This is a genomic window from Flavobacterium sp. 21.1, from assembly GCF_057801535.1.
In genome coordinates, this window is sequence record NZ_JBYNXA010000002.1 from 23,975 (window position 1) to 49,199 (window position 25,225).

A 25,225-nucleotide genomic window follows, 5' to 3' on the forward strand; every position below is an offset into this window, starting at 1 on the left:
ATGATATTTTTTTGCAAAACTATTACTAATATTATTTATAAAAAAAAATGATTTGTGATAGAAATAGTACTTATGCAAAAAAAGAAACTTCAGAGTAAGTGGCTAAAAATCAAACTCATCAGCCAAAGTTGAATCCACCGCGATGGTGTCCTGAACCATTTTAAGTTTCAGGAATGATCGTGCACGACCGGAAACGTAGATCGGATCGGATTGGCCTACCGTATCTTCCGGGAAAATTAAGGCACGGCGCAACATCAGGTTTTTGATGTATTTCTGGTTTTTCTGAGCGTAAGATTTCTGATTGCCTTGATCGTCAAACTGCCACATGAATTTTTTTGGTTTCGGTACGATGGAAGCCAAATAGAGACATTCGTTCAACGTTAAATCACTAGGTCTTTTCTGGAAGTAGAACTGTGCGGCTTCGGCAATACCATATACGTTCGGTCCCCATTCAATGATGTTGAAATAGACTTCCAGCATACGCGATTTAGAAGCGATGCGGTTGTTTTCCAAGATATACACTAACAGAATTTCTTCCAATTTCCTCGAAAGCGTTTTCTCTCGTGTTAAGAATACATTTTTCACCAATTGCATGCTGATTGTACTGGCGCCGCGGGAAAATTTCTTCGTGCGGATGTTTTTTACGATCGATTGTTTGAATGCCTCATTGATAAATCCGTGGTGACGGTAAAAAGACGGGTCTTCATTGGTTAAGACCGCTTTTTCCAGATACGGTGAAATCTCATCCAATCGTGTATAACCCGGATTGGCAGAACCCACTAAAATTGGGCGTTGCGGCACTCCGTTTTCGATGGCGCGGTAGGTGAATTGTTCGTTAAGCATCGCCAGATTGGCCTCGCCGTACTTCAGAATTCGCAAATTTTCTTTATTGAGTTTGACGTCGAAAATTAATTTGTCCGGTTTGTTTTTATTGTATTCGAAGTTGAGTTTGTAATCGAAATTTCCGTCGGCCTCCATGCCTTCAAAATGGGTAAAGAGTCCTTTCGGTAGCGAAGTGATGAAATCCTGCGCTTTCATTTTCGGGATGTCGAGTTTCAGTTTGTAAATCGTGTCTTCTTCAGTGTTGTACTCAACAAACGGACGTACTTTGATGTTATTCAATTGTGCCGTTGAGGTACTGTCTATCGAAATAAAATCCCTTCCTAACAGGAATTTATAGTCGAAGCGCGCGTTTTGAATCACCACATCTTTTTTTGCAATTTTAGGATGATTGATAGTGAAATTCTCAATCGATGTAAATCCGTCAATATGCAATTCACCGCTTTCCATTTCGAGTTTGTCCAGCTTAACGTGAATGTTGTCGAAACTTGATTTTAATCCGAAGCGCTCATCGATATAAGGAAGTTGGATTTTGGAAGTATCACTGCTGAAGAATTTTAGATCGGCCTTTTTTTCACGGGGATTGGCAAAACCTTTAATGTTCCAGTCCTGTGAAAAGGTATTGGTTTTTACATGGATTGCCGTTTGTAACTGATGGTCTTCCAGTTGCAGTTTGTTCATGTGCAAAGTCACTTTCCGGCCCATGTCGTCCATTCGTAGGGAAAGATCTTCCAGTTTCATTTCGGTCGGAACCAAATTCAGTACTTTTGACAGCAAACGGTAAGCTAATTTGGCGTAATTGCGTCTTTCATTCGACTCTTCGGTTTTGTCCCGCTTCAGAAAGGCATCGAAATTACGTCCGTTTTCGTTCTTCACCAATTGGATGAAACCATCCTTCATTTCGAGATTTTTCAGCTGAATGTCGCCGGTGAGCAGTTCTAAAATATTGTAACTGGTTTTTATTTTTTTTACGGATAAAAGTGTATCGGCAGCCTTCGGAATTAAGACGATGTCGTTAAGTTCAACACCGGAAATTCCATTGAAGTTAGCGCTTTTGACCTTAAAAAGGCAATTGTATTCGGTATCGAATTTGGATTCTGCCTTGGCAATGACTTTTTGCAGTAAGGTATCGCGGAAGAAATAGATTCCGACCAAAGCCAACAGTAACAGTACTGCGAAGATTTTCAGAAAGAGAAAAAACTTTTGCTTTTTTGATCGTATGGCCATTGAAAAGATGTTATTGTGACAGCGAAACTACTAAAATTTCCATTTCTAATTTCTTAGCGGACGTATTTTTCTTGCAATTCCGAAATTTATTTTGCGTATGATGTTTCTGCGATTTGACGTATTTCGGATAAAGGTTCCCAAGGGGCGCAAAATGGATAGGCTAATTTACGACTTTTTTTCCTCCGGAATATACTCCATAATGTCTCCCGGCTGACATTCGAGAATATCGCAAATAGCCTCCAAAGTTGAAAACCGGATAGCTTTCGCTTTTCCGGTTTTGAGAATCGATAAATTAGCTGTGGTTATGCCTATTTGCTCCGCGAGTTCGTTGGACCGCATTTTTCGTTTGGCCAGCATTACATCTAAATTTACAATGATTGGCATGGTTATACGGTCAATTCGTTTTCTTCTTTAATTCGTTTTCCAATTTTAAATACTTCTGATAAAACAACAAAGAAAAGTCCTAATGCGAGAAGATACAAAAAAGGTCCAAAACCAAATTCTATTGCCACTGTGCCTGTGGAAAATCGGGAAATAGTTTCCGAAATAATATAGATAACGGAGGAGAAAATAATCAATTGGCCTATTTTGTTTAAAAGCAGGTGGCTTTCTGTTTCGAAGATCAACTTTTGTTTGAAATTAAATAATAATTTTTTGAAATGAAACAGGGCAAATAAGACAATTCCAAAGTTGGCAACGCTTATCAATAAGGAAATTCTGCTCCAAATGGAGTTTAAAGTTATTTCATTTCCTGAAATTTTCAAAGGAATGTCAATACTGTCTTCATCAATAATCAGCATAATGGCGACAATTATGATTAATGGATAGCATATAACCGACATTATCCATACATAATCAACGATGGCTTTTAGGAAGTTTAGTTTTTTCATAAAATTTTAAGTTTAATTGGTTGCAGCAAATGTATAAAAATTATCGAAAAACAATAATAAAAAATTGAAAAACAATTATTTTTCTGTAAAATGAAACTCAAAAAGATTTTTATCTTTGAATCATGAAACACTTTCCGAAATCATTAGCCGGTAAATTGAACCAAAGGATTCAGAGCAATTCCCTCCGAAAATTAGCAGAACAAAACGCGTTAATCGATTTTTCTTCCAATGATTATCTCGGTTTTTCGAAAAGCGAATCTATTTTTGAAGGTACCCATCAGTTTTTATGTGATAGAAATATTAAAAACAATGGAGCCACCGGTTCTCGTCTGCTTTCGGGAAATCATATTTTGTATTCGGAAACGGAAGATTTCATTGCGCAGTTCCAGAGGTCGGAGAGCGCTTTGATCTTTAATTCGGGTTATGATGCCAATGTGGGTTTTTTTAGTTCGGTGCCGCAGCGCAGCGATGTGATTTTGTATGATGAATTGAGTCATGCCTCCATTCGGGATGGAATTCAATTGTCGAATGCCAAATCCTATAAGTTTGGGCACAATGATTTTGCAGCGCTCGAGCAATTGATTCTCCGTTTTAAAAATGACAATTCCGAAATCTACATCGTGACTGAAAGTGTTTTTTCCATGGACGGTGATTGCCCGAATATGGAAGAGCTTACTTCATTGTGTGAAAAATATGGTTGTCTTTTAGTACTTGATGAAGCCCATGCACTCGGAGTTTTTGGTGAAAATGGGGAAGGATTGGCGCAAAGCATGGGACTGCAGGATAAGGTTTTTGCCCGTATCATGACCTTTGGTAAAGGTTTGGGTTGTCATGGAGCAGCTGTTTTGGGTAGTGCGGAATTAAAGAACTACCTGGTCAATTTTGCCCGGAGTTTCATTTATACCACGGGATTATCTCCACATTCCGTAGCGACAATTCTGATGGCCTACCAGCAACTGAAAGCTGAGGAAATCCATAAACTTCGTAATAATATCGTGCATTTTAATCAGGAGAAAAACCTGTTAGGGTTGAAACCGTTGTTTGTTCGCAGTAAATCGGCAATCCAATCAGCGATCATTCCCGGAAATGAAAAGGTGAAAACCATTGCAGAGCAGTTGCAAGAAAGAGGTTTTGATGTAAAAGCTATCTTATCGCCTACGGTACCCCATGGGCAGGAACGTCTGCGTTTTTGCCTGCACAGTTATAATTCGAAGGAAGAAATCACTGAAGTTTTACAATTGTTGAGTAAGTTTGTTTTTTAATATAGTATGAAAATCTTCATTACCGGTATAGGAACCGACGTAGGCAAAACCATTGCCTCTGCAATCATAACAGAAGCTTTGGAAGCAGATTATTGGAAACCTGTTCAGGCAGGTGATTTGGAAAATTCCGATAGTCATAAAGTCCAAAAATACATAGCAAATAAGAAATCGGAATTCTTTCCTAATTCGTATGCGCTTAAGACTCCTGCCAGTCCACATTTGGCTGCGGAATTGGACGGTATTACTATCGACATAAAAAACATAAAAGAACCAGAAACGAAAAGGCACCTCGTAATCGAGGGAGCGGGTGGTGTTTTTGTGCCTTTAAATGAAACCGACTGCATAATTGATCTGATCAAGCCTGATCATAAAGTGATCATCGTGTCCCGACATTATCTGGGAAGTATCAACCATACTTTGTTAACGGTTGAGGCATTAAAAAGCCGTAAGCTGGATTTGGCCGGAATTATTTTTAATGGTGAAGAAAACAGCGCTTCGGAAGAAATTATTCTGAAGAAAACCGGTTTAAAAATGATAGGACGCATTGAAAACGAGCCCTATTTCGATCAGAATGTTGTGCGTTATTACGCCGATTTATTTAGAGAACCCCTTCAGAATTTATAAAAAGAAAAAGAACCAAGAGGTAAGATTGGCGAACGCGTGTATTGTTTGAATTCAATGTCTTGCTTCTTGACTCTTTCTTCCACAATACCTAAAAACATGAACTTATCCGAAAGAGACATACAATACAACTGGCATCCGTATACCCAGCACAAAACCGCACAGCCTCATATCGCTATAGCTAAAGGAGAAGGTGCTTTGTTGTGGGATGAAAACGGTAAGGAATACATAGACGCGATCGCCTCCTGGTGGGTGAATCCTTACGGACATTCCAATAAGTTTATAGCCGATGCGATTTATAAGCAATTAACGACTTTAGAGCATGTTCTGTTTGGAGGATTCACACATGAACCAGCTGTTCAGATAGCTGAAAAACTAATGCAGTTGTTGCCGGACAATCAAAAAAAGATTTTTTATTCCGATAACGGATCGACTGCGGTTGAAATTGCCATTAAAGTCGCACTTCAGTTTTTTTACAATAGAGGCGAAAAACGCACAAAAATCATAGCCTTCGAAAACGCGTTTCACGGTGATACGTTTGCAGCGATGGCGGCTAGTGGGATTTCCTTTTTCACGGAAGCGTTCAAAGGTTCGCTGATTGAGGTGATTCGGATTCCGGTGCCAACAAAAGGCAATGAACAAGCGAGTTATGAAGCGCTGTACCAGCTTGTCAAAACCCAGGAGTTTGCAGGTTTTATCTTTGAACCTCTGGTGCAGGGCGCTGCCGGAATGGTGATGTATGAAGCTGCAGAATTGGATAAACTCATTGCCATCTGTAAAGAATATCAGGTATTCACGATTGCTGACGAGGTGATGACAGGTTTCGGGAAAACCGGAAAAAATTTCGCCTGTGATTATCTGACGGAACAACCCGACATGATGTGCCTGTCCAAAGCCTTAACCGGAGGAACTATTCCCTTGGCGATAACGACTTTTACACAAGAACTTTTCGATGGTTTTTATGATGATGATGTAAACAAGGCTTTGTTTCACGGACACACCTTTACCGCTAATCCCACAGGTTGTGCAGCGGCTTTGGCAAGTATGCGATTGTTGGAATCCGAAGCGATGCAAAAAAATATTCAACGAATCAACCTTCGTCATCTTGCTTTTCGACAAAAGATTAAGAATCATCCGAGAGTTACGACGACCCGTGTTTTGGGCGTAATTTTCGCGTTGGAGATAAAAACCGACGAAGCAGAAAGCTATTACAGCGATTTCAGGAACAAATTGTACAGCTTTTTTATTGATAAAGGTGTAATTCTGCGTCCGGTTGGAAATATCGTTTATGTTTTACCTCCTTATGTTATTTCGGACGATCAACTGGAAAAAATTTACCAAACTGTAGAAGAAGCATTGGAGGAATGTTAACTTTGCAAAAAAATAATTCGTTTTGAAACCGATTGCCATTACTGCACTAGCTTCTTTTTCACCTTTAGGAAATCAACCTGAACAAATTTGGGCAGAGTATCTTAAAGATAGTTCTTTAATTGCAGAAAAGGAAATAGGCAATCAGAGAACGCTGGTGGCTTCGTTACCGGACGCATTGCAGGAACTAGTTGCGGATTTAAAAGCATCGGATTACAAATACAAACCGTTGGACAACTCGGTGTTGTATGCTATGTTGGCGTCGCGAATGGCGATTCAGCAAGCGGGCTGGACGGAAGAAGATACCTTTGGAATCAATATCGGTTCCTCTCGTGGGGCAACAGAACTGTTTGAAAATTACCTTAAAGAATTCATAGCTACCGGGAAAACGGCTACACTGGCTTCTCCTACTACTACAATGGGGAATATATCTTCCTGGGTGGCCCACGATCTAAAGGCTACAGGGCCGGAAATTTCACATTCTATTACCTGTTCAACGGCGTTGCATGCGGTTTTGAATGGAGTGGCTTGGCTTCGTTCAGGTATGGCCAACAAGTTTTTGGTGGGTGGAAGTGAAGCTTCTTTGACGCCTTTTACGATCGCTCAGATGCAGGCTTTGAAAATCTACTCGAAGGACGGTACTGAATTCCCTTGCAAGGCTTTTGATCTTGAAAAGGACAAAAACACCATGGTTTTAGGCGAAGGTGCGGCGGTAGTTTGTCTTGAAATTGGGGAAAATGAAGAAGCTTTAGCTTATATTGAAGGTGTTGGATATGCCACGGATATTTTGGAACATGGAATTTCAATTTCCACGGAAGCGGAGTGTTTTAAAAAATCCATGCGTATGGCCATCGGATCGGTTCCTTTAAACGAAATTGACGCGATAGTGATGCATGCACCGGGAACGATAAAAGGTGATTTGTCTGAGTATAAAGCGATCCAAAGTATTTTTGGTACTGATTTACCAATGCTTACCACCAATAAATGGAAAATCGGTCACACCTTCGGTTCTTCAGGTATTTTAAGCATGGAGATGGCGCTTTTGATGATGGAACACCAGCAATTCATTGATGTGCCTTTTGTGAAGCCCCAGACAAAAAGAAAAGCAATCCGTAAAGTTCTTGTAAATGCTGTTGGGTTTGGCGGGAATGCGGTAAGTGTGCTGATTTCAAAATCAGTTTAATCTCCTGCTAAATCATTTAGTTTTTCAAAAATCAGGTTGTTTTCGTAGCCTTTTCGAGCCAGAAAGTCACAAAATTTCTTTTTCTTTTTCGGGATGCTTCTTTCGTTTATGGACTCCCATTGTTTTTCGGCTACATCGTGGAAGTTCTCCAGATATTCTTGCGCAGAAATTTCTTTTAGTGCTTTTTCGATATTGTATTTGGATATCTGACGAAATTTAAGTTCGTTCACGATCCGCACTTTTCCCCATTTTTTAATATTGTGCTTTCCGCGGGCAAAGCTTGTGGCAAAACGCTCTTCGTTCAGAAAATTATGTTCGATCAGATGCACCACGATCAGATCAATCGCCTGTGGGATCATGTTCAGCGATTTCAGTTTTTCCGTGACTTCGTAATGACAACGGTCCTGATAGCTGCAATAATATTCCAGTTTTCGCTTGGCTTCTTCTACAGTGCTGGTTTTTGGAGAATTATAGTTCATAACTTGCTCATAAGTTAACATTAATTTAATCACAAAGCATTGAAAATCTGTTATTTTTAATTAATTTTGATGCCCGCTTTTTTACAATGATTTATAAAAGCGGACTAAATTTAAGGAATTGTATAAAATTTTACATCATATTGTATGAAATTTAAATTACTATTACTGTGTTTTTTGCTGTCTATGACGTATGGTTGGGGGCAGGTTACTATGACTACTACAGGTAGTTATTCCCAGTCTTTTGATGGATTAGTGAGTACGGGAAATGCTTCGTGGACTGATGCTTCTACTATTCCGAATTGGTATTCTCAAAGAACGGGGACAGTAGCCAATTACATTGCCGATACAGGTTCTTCAAATGTTGGGGCTTTATATAGTTATGGTTCAACTTCTGCTTTAGATAGGGCATTGGGTTCAATCGGTTCAGGAACGGCAGGTAGCTTTGCTCATGGCTTGTTGTTGAGAAATACATCTGGGAATGTAATAACTGACATTAAGGTTTCGTACAAATTAGAACAATGGAGAAATTCCGCAGCTGCTGCACAAACTATTTCCTTTTATTACAAAACGAGTTCGTCTATCATTACAGCTTTAACTCCAAATGCAAACGGCACATGGACTTCGGTGGTTGGACTTAATGCTACAGGCCCAATAACAGGAGGCATGGCTGGAGCATTAAACGGGAATTTGGTTGCTAATCAAGTGTCATTAAGTTCTATTGGTGTGTCTTCACTTAGTTTAGCAGATGGTGATTATATTATGCTAAAATGGGATGATCCAGATCATTCTGGATCTGACCATGGATTGTCAATTGATGACGTGGTGGTGAGTTGGACAGTAGCTCCATGTTCTACACCAAGTGATCCAACAACAGTAAGCCCGTCGGCAGTTTGTCAAGGTAATTCTGTGATTTTAACAGGAGTTGGTAGTGGTGTTGGAGCGACATACACTTTTTGGGACAGCGCTACAGGTGGGACTAAATATGTTACAGGAAGTGGTTATACAGTTACTTCGACTACATTAACTACTCCTGCAGCTTTGGGTGCTGGAAGTTATGTATATTATGTTCAAGGTGAAAACGGATCGTGTGTAAGTGCGGGGCGTACGGCAGTAACAGTAATAATTAGCCCCTTACCTTCGAGTCCAACAGGTGCGATTTTGGGAACGACACCGGCCTGCGGAAGTACGAGCCTGAATTTTTCCGGAACGGCGACTCTTCCGGAAATTTATTATTGGCAGACATCCGCTACCGGAACTTCAACAGCAAATGACGCAGCAGCTAATTTAACGGTTAGTTCATCAGGAAATTATTACGTGAGAACATATAATGGAACGTGTTGGTCTGCAAGTGCAATAGGTCCATACGCAGTAACCATCAACCCGATACCGGGAACCCCGACTACAGGAAATCCTGCGGCGGTTTGTCAGGGAACTTCGGTTACCTTTACAGGGACAGGAAGTTCTAATGCCACATCATATACGTTTTGGGATTCGGCAGCCGGAGGAACACAATATGCCACTGGTGGTGGCTATACCGTTACGGGAACTACATTAACAACACCAACTGCTTTAGCGGCAGGAACCTATACATATTACGTTCAGGGAGAATCGGCTACTTGTTCAGGCACGACCAGAAAAGCGGTGACGGTTACGATAAATGCAATACCTGCAAATCCTGCAGGAACAATTTCAGCTTCGGCCAATCCTTCATGTGGGCCGGCTACATTGAATTATTCTGCGCCAAGCGGAACACTTTATTGGCAAACTACCGCTGCCGGAACATCAACGTCAAATCCGACAACATCGCCTTATACCGCTGCCACTTCTGGCACTTATTATGTTAGAGCTAACAATGAGACTTGTTGGTCAGCAGGAACAGTTTCTTTGGCAGTTACTGTGAATACGACAACTGCAATTACATCACAACCAACAAATAAATTTGTTGTTGTAGGGAACACCGGGACTTTTACGGTTACCGCTACCGGATCGTCATTGTCTTACCAGTGGCAGGTTTCAACCGATGGAGGGACAACCTGGAGCAATATAGGTACAAATTCAAACAGTTATACCACACCGACTACAACTTTTGCCATGAATGGGTATCTTTATCAAGTAATAATTTCGGGTGGTGCTCCTTGTGCTCCTATTACTTCAGATGCTGCAGAATTATTCGTTACGAATCCGCCATGTGTGGGGTCAAATTTTGATTCGGCAACCACCGTTCCATCCGGATGGTCTGGTTCAAGTTCAAATGATACAGGGGCTACCCATTATTCAAGTGCGCCTAATTGCAGGGCGTTGACTTCCGGGGCCGACTTGATCACCAGTGCTACAAACAATCCCATTGGAATCAATTTTAATGTGGATGCCAGCGGAAGCGGAGGACAGTTGGGGACCTTGTATTATAGAGTTGGGGCTACAGCTTGGGTTAGTATTGGGACTTTTACCGCCACTACGGCAGGATCCATAGTTAGTTTTGATTTGTCAAGTTCACCCAATTTATCAGGATTATCAAACGTTAGTTTCAGGATAGTATCCGGCGCGAATACAATTTATATCGATGATCTTAATGTGTATTGTGGAACACCGTGTACACCACCGTCCATTTCTTCTGTTACGCCGGCTTCCGGGCCTGTAGGAACTGAAGTAACCATTACGGCAAGTTCAGGTTCCTTGGCAGGGGCTACGGCAACTTTTAATGGGGTTGTTGCGACTGTAGTTTCAAGTTCCGCGACGCAACTGGTTGTGACGGTTCCTTCCGGTGCTACTACAGGAAGTCTTGTTGTTGCGGATTCGCAACCATGTGAAGCTAGTACCTCGTTTACCGTTATTACTAGTGACAATACTTCTTGTCAGGGATCAGCCGTTGCCTTTACGGATCTGATAATTTCAGAGGTGTATGATTCACAAAGTAATAATGTTTGGCATATGGAATTGTATAATCCTACGGCACTTCCTATCGATTTGGCTGCTTCGGTTTATAAATTTGAAAGATACGGGACAATTGGCGATGCTTCGCCAACAAGAACGATTGCTTTATCAGGTATTGTTCCCGCTGGAGGTGTTTTCCTTGCAGATTTAGGCGACACCGGTGTTCCTTGTGTGAAAACTTGGGATTTTAATTCGGCTGCTCAGGGAATCAATGCGCAGGATGAAATCCGATTAACAAAAAATAATGTCCCTGTGGATGTGGTTTATTGTCCGAATGAAATCGGGTATACAATAAAAAGAAAAGCTACTGCAGCAGGCCCAACGGTTACGTATAATGCTGCGGACTGGGATTTATTGAGTGCTGAAGATTGTACAGATTTGGGATCTTTCCCTGCCAGTGTTAAAAACACGGCAAGTATTAGCGCTCAGCCTTCAGTAAATATTACGTGTTCTACAACAGCAATCGTTGTTAATGTTACAGCTACGGAAGGTTTTCCAGGCGGGAATGCATTAGCCTACCAATGGTATGTTGCAGCTCCCGGTTCAGCGACTTGGTCAGCATTAACTAATACGGGAGTTTATTCGGGAGTTACAACGGCTGCACTGAACATCGCTTCTATTGTTGGATTGGACAATTACCAATATTATTGTCAGGTTAGAGAAAATACAGCTACCTGCTTTGTTGCTTCAAACGCGGTAATAATTAAGGGTGCTCCATCTACAACATGGAACGGAACAGCCTGGTCAAACGGAATTCCAACTTTGTCGACTTTGGCCATCATCAACGGAAATTATGATACTGCCGTTAACGGTGATTTTGAATGTTGCAGTCTATTGATCAACAGTACTTATACTTTGGATATCAAGAATACGGATTATGTGCTGATTCAAAACAATTTAACGGTAAATGGAATTCTTGAAGTTCAGAATCAGGGTTCTTTAGTAATGATTAGTGATGCAGGTGTGGTAACCAACAACGGAACCACAAATGTTCGTAAAATGAGCACACCATTTGATCTTTATGATTATACCTATTGGTCATCACCAATTGCAAATGCCCCGATAAGTGTATTCAGTCAATGGCAGACCAATTACATTTTTAAATTCAATACCGCTACCTACAGAGATGATAACAATGATATGCATGACGATGATCAGGATGCATGGGTGTTTACACCGCAATCCGAAATTATGTCACCGGGAAGAGGTTACGCGGCAATGGGTAAGATCATTCAGTCATACCCGGCACAACAAGGTGCCGTTTACAGTGGTGCTGTAAATAACGGAGTAATTAATCAAGCGGTTTCATTAAGTTTAGACAACACAAAAGCTAATGATGATTTTAATCTGGTAGGGAATCCTTATCCGTCAGCCGTTAGTGCAGATGCTTTTATTACACAAAACACGAATATTTCGGGAACGTTGTATTTCTGGACTCATGAAGGTGATATTCAGGTGGCAGCTGTGAATCCGGGTCCGCAAGCTTATAATTTCAGTCCGGATGATTATGCTTATTATAATCTTGCCGGTGGAACAGGTACAAGAGCCGGTTTGCTGACAGGGAACGGCAACAGCAATGTGCCAAATGGTTTCATAGCTTCGGGACAAGGGTTTGAGGTGGAAGTGATTGCGGCTACCTCAGTGTTCTTTAATAACAGCATGAGAGGAAGTACGTATGACAATACCAATTTTTATAAAACCGCTGCGGGTCCGGTTGAAAAAGACAGACTGTGGTTAAATTTATCCAATAGTGAAGGGATCTTTAGTCAGCAATTGATTGGTTTCTTCCCGAACGCAACTATGGGAGAAGACAGAGGATATGATGGTTTTTACATAAAGGTTCCAACTTATGCAGCCTTCTATTCCATGATTGCTGATAAACCTTTTAAAATTCAGGGTAGAAGTTCTTTTGATGTAAACGACAGAATTCCGTTGGGATTCAGTTCGGCTTATGAAAAAACATATACGATTTCCATTGGCGATATTCAAGGTGCGCTTCGTAATCAGAATGTTTACATCGAGGATCGACAGCTGAATATTATCCATGATCTTAAAGCTTCAAATTATGTTTTCTCTACGCCAGCCGGTGAGTTTAACAACCGTTTTGTGCTGCGTTTCACTAACACTACGCTTGGAAATAGTAATTTTGATGCTGCGGTAAATTCAGTTCTTATTTTTGCTAATGACGGAATCAATGTTACGTCGTCAGTTGAAAAAATCAAAGAAATTACGGTGTATGATATGTTAGGGCGTGTAATCGGAGAAGTGAAAAATGTGAACAGTAATTCGACGAAAATAAGCAATGTGAAACCTGCTCAGGCAGCTCTGATAGTAAAAGTTGTTCTGGAAGATGGTTCAAACGTTAGCAAGAAAGTGATTTACTAAGAGGCATCTCAATACAAAGTTTAAAAAAAGCGTCAGTACTAAAATTCTGATGCTTTTTTTGATTTAAATACAAATTGTTATTTTTTATTATATTTTTTGGTGATTTGTTATAAAAGTCATAGTATTGCGGCATCCTAACCCAAAAAACTAACATTTCCCAAAAATGAGAAAAAAACTGCTGTTTGCATTGTTGCAATTCACAGCGCTTTCCCTGTTTGCACAGAAGGGATCGCTATGGAAGGCTGTTCAGTCCCCTTCTTTTCAGAAAAGTGAATTATCCGCCAAGGCCGATTTGCCAAGCGTATATAAAGTTTTTAGTTTAAACCTTCCGGAATTTCAAGCTGCGTTAAATAAATTAACCGATAATAAACGATCTGTTAAAGAAGTATTGGTTCTGATACCAAATGAGGAAGGTGTAATGGAATCTTTCCGTGTTCGTGAAGCATCCGTAATGATGCCGGAACTCCAGGCGCAGTTTCCGACAACCCGTTCTTTTGCTGGTGTTAGCGTTGCAGATCCCGGAACAATTATCCGTTTTAGTGTCTCCAACGAAAAAGGATTCAGCGGAATGATCAGAACCGCTGAAAATGGGACTATTATTATCGATCCCTTAGAAAGAAATCCGCAGAATTATATTGTTTTCAATAGAAAAAACAGCCCAAAAAGCAAAAATCCTTTTAACTGTTCCACCGATGAAGCACTACTGTTTGAAAGCAGTAATAAAAGTGTCTTAAATAATGCCGACGATTCACAGTTGCGAAGTTTCCGACTTGCCATGTCGTGCACCGGAGAATATACAGCTTTTCATGGAGGAACGGTAGCCGGAGCAATGGCAGCAATCAACGCTACAGTAACTCGTGTTAATGGTGTTTTCGAAAATGATTTCAATGTTCGCATGATGTTAATAGGGACAAACGCAAATGTGGTGTATACCAATGCTGCCACAGATCCGTATTCCAATGCTGCCACTGGAACCGGGGGAGCCTGGAATGGTGAATTGCAATCGACTCTGACATCCGTCATAGGAGAGGCCAATTACGATGTCGGACATCTCTTCGGAGCTACCGGAGGTGGTGGAAATGCCGGATGCATCGGTTGTGTTTGTGTCAACGGTCAGAAGGGAAGCGGTTATACTTCGCCGGCAGACGGAATTCCGCAGGGCGATAATTTCGATATCGATTACGTAGCCCACGAATTAGGACATCAGTTTGGCGCCAATCATACCTTTACCCATTCCACTCAGGTTGCAGTAGCACAATTGGAGCCGGGAAGCGGAAGTACGATCATGGGGTATGCGGGAATTACGGGCGCTACAGATGTTCAGGCGCACAGCGATGCTTATTTTCATGCCATCAGTATTCAGCAAGTTACCAATAATGTAAAAGCAAAGGCCTGTCCGACCGTCACGGCCACTGGAAATGCCTTACCAACAGCGAATGCAGGAGCCGACAAAATATTACCAATAGGAACAGCTTTCAAATTAACGGGAAGCGGTACAGATGCTGACGGTTTAGCTTCACTGACGTATTGTTGGGAGCAAATGGACATCGGTGATGCGACGACAACCTATCCGAATACGACAAAAGTGACCGGCCCTAATTTCCGTTCTTTTTCACCAACCGCGAGTACGATGCGAAGATTTCCAAGATTGGCCGATCATGTGGCTAACGGAGTAGGAGGTAATATGTGGGAAATCGTGCCGGATGTGGACCGAACGTTGAATTTTCGCTTTACAGTAAGAGACAACCGGGTAGGAGGCGCATGTAATGAAAGTGATAACATGACCACCTTTTTTGATAATGCTTATGGACCGTTTTCGGTTACGTCCCAAAATACGGCCGGAATCAGTTGGGCTATCGGTAGTACGCAAACAATCAATTGGTCGGTAAACAATACTACGGCTTTAACAGGCTCTGCGAATGTAAATATTTTACTTTCCATAGATGGTGGTGTGACTTTCCCGATTACCTTGGTAGCCAATACGCCCAACGACGGAACGCAAACAATTACTGTTCCTGATGTACTTTCCACGAATTGCCGATTGTATATTGAACCAACGGGGAATGACTACTATGCGATAAATACCATGCCGTTTGCGATTGGGTATTCCATTACAACAACATGTACTGATTATACTTATAATACAGCCTTTAGTGTTCCCGACAACAATACAGCTTATACGGTAAAATCAATTAATGTGCCGACTAATCTGGCGGTTTCGGATGTGAATCTGAGAGTCGTCCTTAATCATGCCTATGTGTCGGATTTGCAAATCGCTCTGGTAGATCCAAGCGGTGCAAATCAGATCAATGTTTTTAACAGAAGCTGCACGAATAACGATAATATGAATGTGCTTTTTGATGATCAGGGAAGTGCCATGGTATGTGCTTCACCGATTAATGGGACTTACCTTCCGGCTCAGGCGTTATCTGTGTATAACGGAACAAATCCTCAGGGGAACTGGTTGGTCGGAATCCGTGATTTAGGTGCGGCAGATGTCGGAACCGTGACTTCGTATACGTTGACGATCTGTTCAAAGACTTATACTGAACTTCCTGTAGTGTGCGGAGCGCTGACTTCAGCCTGGAATGGTACTTCATGGTCCAACGGAGTGCCAAGTAAAAATACTACAGCTACAATAAATGGTAATTATGATGCGGTGGTTAACGGCAGTTTCACTTGTTGCAGTTTAACGGTTAATAATGGCGCAGTACTGAAAATAGGAAACAATTCATATATCAACATTGTCAACGATTTGGTTGTTAATGCTGGAGGAACTTTAGATGTGGATAATACTGGTTCGCTTGTTATGGTTAATAATTCGGGTGTGGTCACTAATAACGGTACGACTAACATCCGTAAAACAAGTACGCCGTTCGATCAGTATGATTATACTTTCTGGTCCTCACCGGTTGCAAGTGCTCCGATTAGCGTATTCAGTCAGTGGCAGACCAATTACATTTTTAAATTCAATACGGCGGCTTTCAGAGATGATAATAATGATTCAAGTGATGACAATATGGATGCCTGGGTGTTTACGCCGCAGTCGGAAATCATGTCACCCGGACGAGGTTATGCCGTAATGGGGAAAATCAATCAGTCCTTCCCGGCGCAGCAGGGTGTTGTATACACTGGAGCGGTCAACAATGGAGTGATTAATCAGTCTATCGCAATGAGTCTTGATAATACAAAAGCTAATGATGATTTTAACCTGGTTGGAAATCCATACCCGTCGGCTATTAGTGCTGATGCGTTTATTGCGGCCAATACAAATATTTCAGGAACCTTGTATTTCTGGACGCATGAAGGAAATATTCAGGTAGCGGCAGTGAATCCGGGGCCGCAGGCTTATAATTTCAGCCCGGATGACTATGCTTACTATAATTTAGCGGGCGGAACAGGTACTAGAGCCGGACTGCTTTCAGGAAACGGGAGTAATAATATACCCGATGGTTTCATTGCTTCCGGGCAGGGATTTCAGGTGGAAGCAAACAGCGGTACGTCAGTGGTGTTCAATAACAGTATGCGTAATAAGGTGTATTCCAATACGAATTTCTATAGAACAGATGCGGCTTCATCAGAAAAGAACAGGATTTGGCTGAACTTAAGCAACTCGGAAGGTGTCTTCAGTCAGCAGTTGATAGGTTTCTTCCCGAACGCAACTATGGGAGAAGACAGAGGATATGATGGTTTTTATATGAAATCCCCGACTTATGCGGCGTTCTATTCCATGATTGCTGATCAGCCATACAAAATACAAGGAAGAAGTGCTTTTGATGTGAATGACAGGATTCCGCTTGGGTTCAATTCGGCTTATGAAAAAACATATTCGATTTCAATTGGCGGTATTGAAGGAATACTTCGCGACCAGCAGGTTTATATTGAAGATTTACAGTTGCATATAATTCATGATCTGAAAGCGGCAGATTATGTTTTTTCAACAACTGCTGGAGAATTTAATAATCGGTTCGTGTTGCGTTTTACGAACGCTACTCTGGGTAACGGCGATTTTGGGACCAACACGAATTCGGTTATCGTTTATGCAGATAAAGGCATAAAGATAACCTCTTCATCAGAGAGGATTAAGGACGTTTTTGTATATGACGTTTTAGGAAGGTTAGTAGTGGAAAAAAACGGGGTTGACCACACCTCGGTTTTGTTGTCAGATGTATTGGAAACAAAGGAAGTTCTTTTTGTTAAGGTAGTACTGGACAACGGACAAACCACAACTAAGAAGGTTTTGTATTAGTAGTTCTTTTTATTAATAAATTTGGTTAAGAGAAAAATCCCGATGGTCAGCCGTCGGGATTTTTATTTAATGGTATTTACTTTTTTGTGGGTGTCGGAAATGGCTTTTTCGTTTTTGTGGTCAATCCATTGCTGACCTTTGTAACGGCGCATAAGGTTATCGAAATGGCGCATCACTAAAATATTGTAAAACGCTTTGGAAAGATTGCCTAAATTTCTTGGTAATCCTCGCAGACTCATCGAAAAACCGGGAGTAAGGTATTTCATGTAATGCCAATAACCTTCCGGCATGTAAAGCATTTCGCCATGGTTCAGGTTGCATATTAGTCCCTGTGCTTGTTGCAGGGCCGGCCATTTTTCGAAATCGGGATTGTCAAAATCAATGTCTTCCCTGGAAATCAAGGCATGCGGAACTTTGTATAGGTATTTCGTTTGGTCGGGTGGAAAGAGCATGCACTGTTTCTGTCCGTGGAAGTGAAAATGCAGAATGTTAGGATAATCGATGTCATAATGCATGAATACTTTGGAATTTTCTCCACCGAAGAAAAGCATCGGCAGCTGTTTGATCAGTTTTAGCCCGACAGTAGGCCACTTAAAATCCTTTTGCAGCTGTGGTACCTCTTTCATTAGGTTATAAGCGAAAATGCGATAATTGGTAGGTTTTGATTGCAACAAGTCGATGTAATCACCCATCTTCATTTCGGCATGCGCCTGATTGAATTCGTCTTTGTGGGAAACCGGCCGGTCATCATACAGGGGAACTGTTTTTTCGCCAGCAACGGATTTGATATAGTTAAGGTTCCATTTTTCGTAAGCGGGCCAATCAGCAGTCAGTTGTTCAACAACAAGTGGTTTTTGTTTTTTCACGTAATTGTTGTAAAAATCTTCTTTGGAGATGGACTTTACACGTTCAATTTCAGTTAATTGTAACTTCATGCCGGACAATTAAATAGTTTTGAGATAAAAAAAATACTCCCAGCTAAGGGCTGAGAGTAAATTTATGAAAAAACCTTTATGTTAAGATAAAATATATCTTAAGTTAAACTTAGGTTTTACTTCTGTATTTCTTTTCCTTTTGCCTGCGCTTCAAGGTTTCTTTCGATTTTGTGTTCCGGACGGGACCATTTCGGTTTTTCGCCTAATGCCTGGAATTTAGAATCCTCAGCTTCCACAGTTTCCGGCTGCATTAGTTTGATAAATGGTTTCTGCGGCTGTAATCCCAGCATTTCAAACATTTTCATGTCTTCGTTTACATCCGGGTTTGGAGTCGTTAATAATTTGTCTCCTGCGAAAATCGAATTCGCACCGGCGAAGAAACACATCGCCTGTCCTTCTCTCGACATTTGTGTTCTTCCTGCGGAAAGGCGTACCTGAGTTTCCGGCATAACGATACGTGTAGTGGCAACCATACGGATCATTTCCCAGATTTCAACCGGTTTTTCGTCTTCCATCGGTGTTCCTTCAACGGCTACCAATGCGTTAATCGGCACTGATTCCGGCTGAGGGTTCAGTGTTGATAAAGCTACCAACATCCCTGCACGGTCTTCAATGCTTTCACCCATTCCGATGATTCCGCCGCTACATACCGTTACATTCGTTTTACGAACGTTTTCAATAGTTTGCAAACGGTCTTCAAATCCGCGGGTTGAAATAACTTCTTTATAATATTCTTCCGAAGTGTCTAAGTTGTGATTGTATGCGTACAAACCGGCTTCTGCTAAACGCTGTGCCTGATTTTCCGTCAACATTCCCAAAGTACAGCATACTTCCATGTCCAGTTTGTTGATGGTGCGTACCATTTCCAAAACCTGGTCAAATTCCGGTCCGTCTTTCACGTTTCTCCAGGCAGCTCCCATACAAACGCGGGAAGAACCTCCTGATTTTGCGCGTAAAGCCTGAGCTTTTACCTGTGAAACCGACATTAGGTCATTACCTTCAACATCGGTATGATAACGGGCAGCCTGTGGGCAATAACCGCAATCTTCCGGGCATCCACCGGTTTTAATCGATAATAAAGTGGAAACCTGCACTACGTTCGGGTCGTGATTTACCCTGTGGATCGAAGCTGCTTCGTAAAGCAAATCCATTAAAGGGCGGTTGTATATGGCAATGATTTCTTCTTTGGTCCAGTTGTGTCTTGTTGTACTCATACTACATTTTTTGATGGGTCAAAAATAGGTAATTCGAAACGAAGTAAAAAATTTTGTTTTTGCCTGATTTACATTGGTGTAAAATCATGTCTTAAATAGCTGTGACTGTCTTATTTTGAAGCAGTAGTTTAAAAAGGTTGTGTTTTGCTTCTTTAATCATATGAAAGTGGAGAAAAGAAAGCGGTAGTGGAAAAGACAGCTTAATTTAAGATAGGGATTAAATAAAAAAAACCTCCCATTACTGAGAGGTTTAGTACCCGGAGTGGGAATCGAACCCACACACCTAAGTACACGAGTTTGAGTCGTGCGCGTCTACCAATTCCGCCATCCGGGCTTCGGACTGAGAAGCTTTTTAAAGCGTCTCGGATATTGATTGTTTCAATCTGGGTGCAAATGTAAATAAAAAATATTCAAACATTCAAATATTAACTTGAAAAATATCTGAAAAAATTGCTTTCAGAGTTGAATTTAATTTCTAAATTTGCACCTCGTTAAAGCAATACAACACTAACTAACTACAACCGAGACGTTTATATATGGGTTTGGGGTAATAACAAACCTACAGATATTAGTGAATCGGATAAAACAACGAAGTAAAATGTCGCACATTGAACCGGAAGCAAAAATATTTGCATGTTCACAAAGTACTTACCTTGCTGAAAAAATCGCAAAGCACTATGGTGCCGAGCTGGGTAAGGTAACGTTCTCAACCTATAGTGATGGTGAATTTCAGCCGTCATTTGAAGAGTCAATCCGTGGATTGCGCGTGTTTTTAGTGTGCTCAACATTTCCAAGCGCCGACAATTTAATGGAGCTTTTGTTAATGATCGATGCGGCTAAAAGAGCTTCGGCAAGACACATCACGGCGGTTATCCCTTATTTTGGATGGGCGCGTCAGGACAGAAAAGACAAGCCAAGAGTTCCGATAGGAGCAAAATTGGTTGCAAAATTATTAGAAAGTGCAGGAGCTACCCGAATCATGACCATGGATTTACACGCGGATCAGATTCAGGGATTCTTCGAAAAACCGGTGGATCACCTGTTTGCATCAACTATATTCCTTCCCTACGTGGAAAGTTTAAATTTAGAGAACCTTACCATTGCTTCACCGGACATGGGTGGTTCTAAAAGAGCTTACGCTTATTCTAAGTTTTTGGAATCAGACGTAGTTATCTGTTACAAACAGAGAAAAGCGGCCAACGTTATCGACACGATGGAACTGATCGGAGACGTTCGGGGAAGAAATGTGATCCTTGTGGATGATATGGTAGACACCGGAGGAACATTGGCAAAAGCGGCCGACATGATGATGGAAAGAGGCGCGTTGAGCGTAAGAGCGATTTGTACACACGCAATCTTATCAGGAGATGCGTATGAGAAAATCGAAAAATCTCAAATCTTGGAATTGATCGTAACTGATTCAATTCCGTTGAAGAAAGAAAGTGCTAAGATAAGAGTGGTGAGCTGTGCTCCGTTGTTTGCAGAAGTAATGCACATGGTACAGAACAACAACTCGATCAGCAGCAAATTTTTAATGTAGTATTTTATTAATTTTTTAAATAGTTCAAATGAAATCAATTACGATTAAAGGATCAGAAAGAGAAAGCGTAGGAAAGGCTTCAACGAAAGCGGTACGTAATGCTGGAATGGTTCCTTGCGTGTTATACGGAGGAGATCAGCCAGTACATTTTTCAGCAGAAGAAAAAGCATTCAAATCTTTGGTTTACACTCCAAACGTACACACTGTTGTAGTTGAATTGGAAGGTGGAAAATCTTTCAAAGCTATTCTTCAGGACATTCAGGTGCACCCGGTATCAGACAAAATTTTACACATCGATTTCTATCAGTTACAAGATGACAAAGAAATCACTATGGAAGTACCTGTTAAAGTTACAGGAACATCTCCAGGTGTATTATTAGGAGGTGTTTTACGTTTAAACCAACGTAAACTTAAAGTTAGAGCTTTACCTGCTAACTTACCTGACTTCGTTGAGGCAGACATTACTCCTCTTGAAATGGGTAACAAATTGTATGTGACTAAAATCCCTACAAACAACTTCAGATTATTACACCCGGACAACACTGTAGTTGCTCAGGTGAGAATCTCACGTGCTGCGATGAAAGCTGCTCAGGAAGCTGCAAAAGCAGAAAAAGGTGGAGGAAAAAAGAAAAAATAATTTCAATTTTTCGAAATATCAGAAAGTCCCGGTTTTTATCGGGACTTTTTTTTTGGTTTTTTTGGAGCGGGCCGCCAGGACTTTATCGGTAAAGGTTGTTCCCGCTTTCCGTTCTACTTCGTGCCACTCCAATCGGGGCTATGGGAGTAACGGTTTTGTATTTTTGTAAACATTTCCAAATTTCCAAATCCACAAATTTCCAAATTATCTTACTTTTGCCCCATGAAATGGCTGACGCAATTATTTAAGAAAGAAAAAGCAGTTACAGATACAATTGATCCCATGAAATCGGAGATTCTGGAAACTCCACAAAACAATATAAAAGAAGTGAGTAAAAAGTTTTTAATCGTAGGTTTAGGAAATATTGGCGCCGAATACGTGAACACCCGACACAATATCGGATTCAAAGTGGTGGATCACCTGGCAAAAGAGGAAAGTGTTTCTTTTGAAACCGTAAAATTGGGTACACTCGCCGAATGTAAAATCAAAGGCCGAACGCTTTTGCTTTTAAAACCCAATACCTATATGAACCTAAGCGGAAAAGCGCTTCAGTACTGGATGGAAAAGGAAAAAATCGCCAAAGAAAACATATTGGTCATCACCGACGATTTGAACCTGCCGTTCGGAACTATTCGAATTAAACCCAAAGGCAGCGATGGCGGTCACAATGGTCTGAAAAGTATCCAGCAAACCTTAAATTCGGCGGATTATCCGCGCTTCCGTTTCGGGATCAGCGACGAATTCAAAAAAGGAAAACAGGTTGATTATGTGCTTGGCGATTGGGATGATGAGGAAAAAAATCAATTGCCGGAACGTCTGGATATGGCGGTGCAAGCAGTGAAATCATTTGCTTTAGCGGGGTTAGGAAATACTATGAGTGATTTTAACGGAAAATAAGATGCAAAGACTACTGGTCATTTTGACCTTTCTCGTATCGGGCATGGCATCGGCACAATTCGATCTCCTGGAAGGCAATTTAAAAAACCTAAAAGGGATATCGGAATACAATATCACCTTTGATTACACTAACATGCAGGTGCATGGCTTTGAAAGCGAAGAAGCCTTTTTGATGGATAAAATGGATAAGAGGAAAAATGTCGAAGGAAAGGCGGAAAAATTCAGGGAAGAATGGTTCTCCGACCGGAAAAATCGGTATGAACCTAAATTCATAGATTATTTCCATAAGCGTTTCCCTAAAAACGAAATCAGGCTGGTAGAAGATAGTGCCGCGAAATATACCATGAAGGTGAAAACAGTCTGGATCTATCCCGGTTATGTGGTCGAGCCGGCGAAAATAACGGCGATAGTCACCATTTCCGAAACGGCAAACCCTCAAAACGTATTAGCTTCGCTTCAATTTGAGCGCTTGATAGGTATTGAAGACAACCAATTCAACGGCCATCGCGGCGAAAGGATGGCCGGGGCCTATGAGAAACTGGCGAAGAGTCTGGTAATTCAGCTAAAAAGATTCTTGTAAAACAATGGTAAATACTACTATTGATACCAATTTGTAAATTTTAAATATTAGATCATAACTATGAAAAAAATTGCAGTGATTGCATTGATTTTGCTGTCGGGAGTAATGATGGCCCAAAATAAAAGAATTCTTTCGGGAGATTTTAAAAATTTAAAGGGAATAACCGAGTTTAATTTAGTCTTTGATTACACCAATCTGAAAGTCGACAAGTTTGAAACGGAGGAAGAGTTTTTGGCTGATAAGATGAAGAAGAGGGAAGAAAAAGGGACCGCTGAAGAATTTAAAAATACATGGTTTTCAGACAGGGAAGAAAAATATGAACCTAAATTCATTGAATCATTCAATAAAAGATTTGATGGAGAGCGAAAAGTGGGTAAAAATTTATCTTCGGCAAAGTACACGATCAAAATACAGACCGTTTGGATTTATCCCGGCTATAACGTGGGGATATCAAGGTCAGGGGCAAAGTTGACGGCAATTATTAAAATTGTCGAAGTAGAAAATCCAAATAATATACTACTGTCGGTTGGCTATGAAAAAGTATTGGGTGAGGGAGCGGCTGGTTTTGATTATAATACCGGTTACAGAATTTCAGAAGCGTATGCCAGATTAGCGAAAGAGTTCGCAGCCGAATTAAAGAAGGCAAATAAACAAAAATAAGTTTACTATAAAAAAACCCTGGTTGCGGCCAGGGTTTTTTATTATTGGTTTTCTTCTTTTTCTTTTTCAAGTTTTAACAGGTATGCCATGTTTTTGATCACACTGTCGTGTTTCTTCACGAACGGGTTGTCCTGATCCCAAACATAACCGGCCAAAACAGCGCATATTTTTCTTTTCACATCCTGATTTTCAGGCTGATGGAAGAATAAAGTCTGCAGATTTCCGGTATACCATTCTTTTACATAAGTAGTGAAAACACCGATGCCGCTTTTCATATATTGCGTGAATTCTACTTCCCAGTCGATTTTTTCGCCTTTCAACTGACGGTGAACCAATTTTGCAGAAAGCATTCCGGATTCCGTTGCGAAAGCTACTCCTGAAGAGAACACAGGATCCAAAAACTCGGAACTGTTTCCGGTCAATGCAAATCCGTCGCCGTACATTTTCTTCACCGAGCGCGAATAATTCTCCAGTTTTACTGGTTCGAACGAAAATTCCACATCGCCAAAACGTTTGATGTAATATTCAGATAATTGGATGGCATTTCTCAGGGCCTCCGCATTGTCTTTGTTTTCAGAAAGCGAATTGATGAACGAAGTTGGTCCTACAACCCCTAAACTGGTGTTTCCGTTAGAGAATGGAATTACCCATAACCAAACTTCGGTTTCCAGAATGTCAAAAGAAATTTGAGTTCCTTCTACGCCTTCCGGACGGTTAAGGTCTTTAACATGTGTGAAAATGGAAGAATGCGGGTCTAATTTCGAAGGCGTGTCCAGATCCAGCAATCTTGGCAATACACGTCCGTATCCGCTAGAGTCAATGATGAATTTCGCATGAATTTCTTTGATGTTACCGTCTTTATCTTTAACTGTGGTGATTGAATCACTTCCGTTGAATTTAACGTCCAAAACTTCGCTTTCAAATTCCAGATCAATTCCTTTTCGGATAACTTCCTGTGCTAATGTGTTATCAAAATCCGCTCTCGGTACCTGCCAGGTCCAATCCCAGCCTTCAGAGAATTTATCGCTGAAGTCAAAAACACATATTTCTTCTCCGCGGATGAAACGGGCTCCTAATTTTTTTTCGAAATTCATAGCGTCAAGCGCCGGGAACAATCCTGCTTCGTCAAAATGATCCATCACTCTCGGAATAAGGCTTTCGCCGACCACTAATCTTGGGAATTTTGTTTTTTCGACTACTTTAACTTTTGTTCCGTTATTGTGTAAGTAAGATGCTGAAACACAGCCAGAAGGGCCAGCTCCGATAACTAGTACATCTACGAATTCTTGTGTCATATTTTTTCTTTTTTCTTTTTGAGAATATGTTA

Annotated in this window: 18 protein-coding genes and 1 tRNA gene; 11 read left to right on the forward strand and 8 right to left on the reverse strand. The window is 41.0% G+C overall.

What is annotated here, in order from left to right:
• Positions 1-102 precede the first annotated feature (102 nt).
• From AC3E9U_RS03430 to AC3E9U_RS03440, 3 genes are all read right to left on the reverse strand, one after another.
• A complete protein-coding gene (locus AC3E9U_RS03430; protein WP_488746128.1) occupies positions 103-2,061 on the reverse strand; it encodes a biosynthetic peptidoglycan transglycosylase in 1,959 nt (652 codons plus the stop codon).
• 171 nt (positions 2,062-2,232) lie between these two features.
• The gene (locus AC3E9U_RS03435) at positions 2,233-2,451 is read right to left on the reverse strand and encodes a helix-turn-helix domain-containing protein (RefSeq protein ID WP_488745520.1); all 219 of its coding nucleotides are present in this window, start codon (positions 2,449-2,451) and stop codon (positions 2,233-2,235) included.
• A gap of 2 nt (positions 2,452-2,453) precedes the next feature.
• A complete protein-coding gene (locus AC3E9U_RS03440; protein WP_488745521.1) occupies positions 2,454-2,957 on the reverse strand; it encodes a DUF2975 domain-containing protein in 504 nt (167 codons plus the stop codon).
• Positions 2,958-3,079: 122 nt separating this feature from the next.
• Between AC3E9U_RS03440 and AC3E9U_RS03445 the strand changes: the two genes are divergently transcribed.
• The 4 genes from AC3E9U_RS03445 (at position 3,080) to AC3E9U_RS03460 (ending at position 7,391) form a co-directional block, all read left to right on the forward strand.
• Positions 3,080-4,219, forward strand: a complete 1,140-nt coding sequence (locus AC3E9U_RS03445; RefSeq protein ID WP_488745522.1) for an aminotransferase class I/II-fold pyridoxal phosphate-dependent enzyme — start codon at positions 3,080-3,082, stop codon at positions 4,217-4,219.
• Between the two features lie 6 nt (positions 4,220-4,225).
• Complete coding sequence (bioD, locus tag AC3E9U_RS03450) at positions 4,226-4,843, forward strand: dethiobiotin synthase (protein WP_488745523.1); 618 nt, start codon at positions 4,226-4,228, stop codon at positions 4,841-4,843.
• A 96-nt stretch (positions 4,844-4,939) separates the two neighbouring features.
• Positions 4,940-6,211 (forward strand): adenosylmethionine--8-amino-7-oxononanoate transaminase, encoded by a 1,272-nt coding sequence (gene bioA, locus AC3E9U_RS03455; RefSeq protein WP_488745524.1) that lies wholly within the window; start codon positions 4,940-4,942, stop codon positions 6,209-6,211.
• Between the two features lie 22 nt (positions 6,212-6,233).
• A complete protein-coding gene (locus AC3E9U_RS03460) occupies positions 6,234-7,391 on the forward strand; it encodes a beta-ketoacyl synthase N-terminal-like domain-containing protein (protein ID WP_488745525.1) in 1,158 nt (385 codons plus the stop codon).
• Here AC3E9U_RS03460 and AC3E9U_RS03465 read toward each other — a convergent pair.
• On the reverse strand, positions 7,388-7,870 hold the full coding sequence (locus tag AC3E9U_RS03465) for a regulatory protein RecX (RefSeq protein ID WP_488745526.1): 483 nt from the start codon (positions 7,868-7,870) through the stop codon (positions 7,388-7,390). The genes AC3E9U_RS03460 and AC3E9U_RS03465 overlap by 4 nt on opposite strands.
• Positions 7,871-8,014: 144 nt before the next feature.
• Between AC3E9U_RS03465 and AC3E9U_RS03470 the strand changes: the two genes are divergently transcribed.
• Both AC3E9U_RS03470 and AC3E9U_RS03475 read left to right on the forward strand, forming a co-directional pair.
• Positions 8,015-13,186, forward strand: coding sequence for a DUF8693 domain-containing protein (locus AC3E9U_RS03470; protein WP_488745527.1), 5,172 nt, complete (start codon positions 8,015-8,017; stop codon positions 13,184-13,186).
• Positions 13,187-13,349: 163 nt separating this feature from the next.
• Positions 13,350-17,435, forward strand: coding sequence for a DUF8693 domain-containing protein (locus AC3E9U_RS03475; protein ID WP_488745528.1), 4,086 nt, complete (start codon positions 13,350-13,352; stop codon positions 17,433-17,435).
• A 62-nt stretch (positions 17,436-17,497) separates the two neighbouring features.
• Here the strand turns inward: AC3E9U_RS03475 and AC3E9U_RS03480 are convergent, their stop codons facing one another.
• The 3 genes from AC3E9U_RS03480 to AC3E9U_RS03490 form a co-directional block, all read right to left on the reverse strand.
• Positions 17,498-18,370: a cupin-like domain-containing protein gene (locus AC3E9U_RS03480; protein WP_488745529.1), complete on the reverse strand. Its 873-nt coding sequence runs from the start codon at positions 18,368-18,370 to the stop codon at positions 17,498-17,500.
• A gap of 116 nt (positions 18,371-18,486) precedes the next feature.
• The gene (gene bioB, locus AC3E9U_RS03485; RefSeq protein ID WP_488745530.1) at positions 18,487-19,584 is read right to left on the reverse strand and encodes a biotin synthase BioB; all 1,098 of its coding nucleotides are present in this window, start codon (positions 19,582-19,584) and stop codon (positions 18,487-18,489) included.
• A 254-nt stretch (positions 19,585-19,838) separates the two neighbouring features.
• A tRNA-Leu gene (locus tag AC3E9U_RS03490) sits at positions 19,839-19,918 on the reverse strand.
• 264 nt (positions 19,919-20,182) lie between these two features.
• Between AC3E9U_RS03490 and AC3E9U_RS03495 the strand changes: the two genes are divergently transcribed.
• The 5 genes from AC3E9U_RS03495 (at position 20,183) to AC3E9U_RS03515 (ending at position 23,898) form a co-directional block, all read left to right on the forward strand.
• Positions 20,183-21,124: a ribose-phosphate pyrophosphokinase gene (locus AC3E9U_RS03495; RefSeq protein WP_488745531.1), complete on the forward strand. Its 942-nt coding sequence runs from the start codon at positions 20,183-20,185 to the stop codon at positions 21,122-21,124.
• A 28-nt stretch (positions 21,125-21,152) separates the two neighbouring features.
• Entirely contained in the window at positions 21,153-21,761 is a 609-nt protein-coding gene (locus AC3E9U_RS03500) for a 50S ribosomal protein L25/general stress protein Ctc (protein WP_488745532.1), read from the forward strand.
• Between the two features lie 282 nt (positions 21,762-22,043).
• On the forward strand, positions 22,044-22,658 hold the full coding sequence (gene pth, locus AC3E9U_RS03505) for an aminoacyl-tRNA hydrolase (RefSeq protein ID WP_488746129.1): 615 nt from the start codon (positions 22,044-22,046) through the stop codon (positions 22,656-22,658).
• Position 22,659: 1 nt separating this feature from the next.
• Entirely contained in the window at positions 22,660-23,238 is a 579-nt protein-coding gene (locus tag AC3E9U_RS03510) for a hypothetical protein (protein WP_488745533.1), read from the forward strand.
• 60 nt (positions 23,239-23,298) lie between these two features.
• Positions 23,299-23,898: a hypothetical protein gene (locus tag AC3E9U_RS03515; RefSeq protein ID WP_488745534.1), complete on the forward strand. Its 600-nt coding sequence runs from the start codon at positions 23,299-23,301 to the stop codon at positions 23,896-23,898.
• A gap of 41 nt (positions 23,899-23,939) precedes the next feature.
• On the opposite strand, the gene AC3E9U_RS03520 is transcribed toward AC3E9U_RS03515, so the two are convergent.
• Positions 23,940-25,193 carry an NAD(P)/FAD-dependent oxidoreductase gene (locus AC3E9U_RS03520; protein ID WP_488745535.1) on the reverse strand — a complete coding sequence of 418 codons (1,254 nt, stop codon included), beginning with the start codon at positions 25,191-25,193 and terminating at the stop codon, positions 23,940-23,942.
• Positions 25,194-25,225: the final 32 nt, after the last annotated feature.

Coding starts and splice junctions, on each gene's coding strand:
- AC3E9U_RS03500 (WP_488745532.1), top strand. CDS start 21,153: ATGAAATCAATTACGATTAAAGGATCAGAAAGAGAAAGCGTAGGAAAG.
- AC3E9U_RS03475 (WP_488745528.1), top strand. CDS start 13,350: ATGAGAAAAAAACTGCTGTTTGCATTGTTGCAATTCACAGCGCTTTCC.
- AC3E9U_RS03520 (WP_488745535.1), bottom strand. CDS start 25,193: ATGACACAAGAATTCGTAGATGTACTAGTTATCGGAGCTGGCCCTTCT.
- AC3E9U_RS03470 (WP_488745527.1), top strand. CDS start 8,015: ATGAAATTTAAATTACTATTACTGTGTTTTTTGCTGTCTATGACGTAT.
- bioA (WP_488745524.1), top strand. CDS start 4,940: ATGAACTTATCCGAAAGAGACATACAATACAACTGGCATCCGTATACC.
- AC3E9U_RS03445 (WP_488745522.1), top strand. CDS start 3,080: ATGAAACACTTTCCGAAATCATTAGCCGGTAAATTGAACCAAAGGATT.
- AC3E9U_RS03440 (WP_488745521.1), bottom strand. CDS start 2,957: ATGAAAAAACTAAACTTCCTAAAAGCCATCGTTGATTATGTATGGATA.
- bioB (WP_488745530.1), bottom strand. CDS start 19,584: ATGAGTACAACAAGACACAACTGGACCAAAGAAGAAATCATTGCCATA.
- AC3E9U_RS03435 (WP_488745520.1), bottom strand. CDS start 2,451: ATGCCAATCATTGTAAATTTAGATGTAATGCTGGCCAAACGAAAAATG.
- AC3E9U_RS03515 (WP_488745534.1), top strand. CDS start 23,299: ATGAAAAAAATTGCAGTGATTGCATTGATTTTGCTGTCGGGAGTAATG.
- bioD (WP_488745523.1), top strand. CDS start 4,226: ATGAAAATCTTCATTACCGGTATAGGAACCGACGTAGGCAAAACCATT.
- AC3E9U_RS03495 (WP_488745531.1), top strand. CDS start 20,183: ATGTCGCACATTGAACCGGAAGCAAAAATATTTGCATGTTCACAAAGT.
- AC3E9U_RS03480 (WP_488745529.1), bottom strand. CDS start 18,370: ATGAAGTTACAATTAACTGAAATTGAACGTGTAAAGTCCATCTCCAAA.
- AC3E9U_RS03465 (WP_488745526.1), bottom strand. CDS start 7,870: ATGAACTATAATTCTCCAAAAACCAGCACTGTAGAAGAAGCCAAGCGA.
- pth (WP_488746129.1), top strand. CDS start 22,044: ATGAAATCGGAGATTCTGGAAACTCCACAAAACAATATAAAAGAAGTG.
- AC3E9U_RS03510 (WP_488745533.1), top strand. CDS start 22,660: ATGCAAAGACTACTGGTCATTTTGACCTTTCTCGTATCGGGCATGGCA.